Here is a 1314-nt window from a genome sequence, read left to right as displayed (position 1 = left end):
GGCCGTGCCCAGCGGGCCGCCCGCCAGCTCGTCGGGGCCCGGGACGCGCATGCTCGTGTGGGTGTCGCGGTTGGAGTCGGCGGACGAGCCCGGCACGAGCGGGACCGCGCCGCGGCGGCGGGTCTCGGTGGGCGTCGCCGGTTCGTACGGCGTCTCCTCGTACGTCTGCTCTCCCGGCTCCGACTCGTCGGGCTCGTCCACGTCGAGCGGGGGAATGCCGGCCAGGTGCGGGAGCTGCTCGCGCAGCCGCTCACCCAGCTCCGATGCGCGCAGCCGGGACGCGGGGGCCTTGGCGAGGCACTGGACCAGCAGCTGCCAGAGGTCGTCGGGGATGCCCGGCAGCGGTACGACGGTCTCGGTGACATGGCGGCGCAGGACCGCGCCGGGGTGGCCGCCGCCGAAGGGCGTGAAGCCCGCGAGTAGTTCGTAGAGGACGGTCGCCAGGGCGTAGATGTCGACGGACGCGCGCGGCGGCAGGCCCTCGATGATCTCGGGCGCGAGGTAGTCGGGGGTGCCGATGATCTTCGATGCCTGCGGACGGCCAGGGCCTGCCGGGCTCGCGGGCAGGGCGCGGCGCGGGGCGTCGATGAGCTTGGCGACGCCGAAGTCGGTGAGCAGCGCCGGGTGCGAGCCGCCGGGGCCGAGCGGGCCCTGCATGTCCAGGAGGATGTTCTCCGGCTTGACGTCGCGGTGCACCACACCCGCGGAGTGCGCGGCGGCGAGACCGTCGGCGATGTCCGCGACGATGGCCACGGCGGCCTCCGGGCTGAGGCGGCGCTCACGGTCGAGCCTGGTGCGCAGATCGGTGCCGCGGACCAGGTCCATCACGAGGGCGAGGTCGTTGCCGTCCACGACGAGGTCGCGTACGGAGACGACGTGCGGGTGGTCGAGGCCGAGCAGCGCGGTGCGCTCCTGTACGAAGCGGCCGACGAGCTCCTGGTCGGCGGCGAGGTCCTCACGCAGCAGCTTGACGGCGACGGGCCCCGATGGCCCCTCGCCCAGCCACACCGTGCCGGCGCTCCCGCGCCCCAGGATCTGGTGCGCGGTGTACCGGCTGCCGATCTTCCGTGCCAAGACTGCTCCCTCAGCGGCTGGCGCTGTGCCGGGCCCGGGGGCTGCGCCCTGGGCAGGCGCAAGGTTCCGGGCGGTCCCCGGCTCCCAAAATACGCGGGCGTCGGGGTGTTGAGTGCCCCGGATGGCACGAACCCTCACTTCTGCGGGGGTAATTCATTGCGCAGAAGTCGACATGTATACAGACCGGCCGACGCCGGCTGCTCGGGACGGCCTGTTTTTCTAATCATACGGCGGCCACCG

At 73.1% G+C, this 1314-nt stretch carries 1 protein-coding gene; it reads right to left on the bottom strand.

The window, feature by feature from the left end:
* Positions 1-1074 (bottom strand): serine/threonine-protein kinase (locus tag G3I19_RS36495; protein ID WP_164267946.1); only part of this gene is annotated, 1074 nt, incomplete at its 3' end.
* Between the last annotated feature and the right edge of the window lie 240 nt (positions 1075-1314).

Origin of the sequence: Streptomyces sp. SID10853 (assembly GCF_010548145.1) — a bacterium.
Classification (GTDB): Bacteria; Actinomycetota; Actinomycetes; order Streptomycetales; family Streptomycetaceae; genus Streptomyces.
Note: the sequence above shows the minus strand (reverse complement) of the source record. Positions and strands in the feature narration are given on the sequence as shown.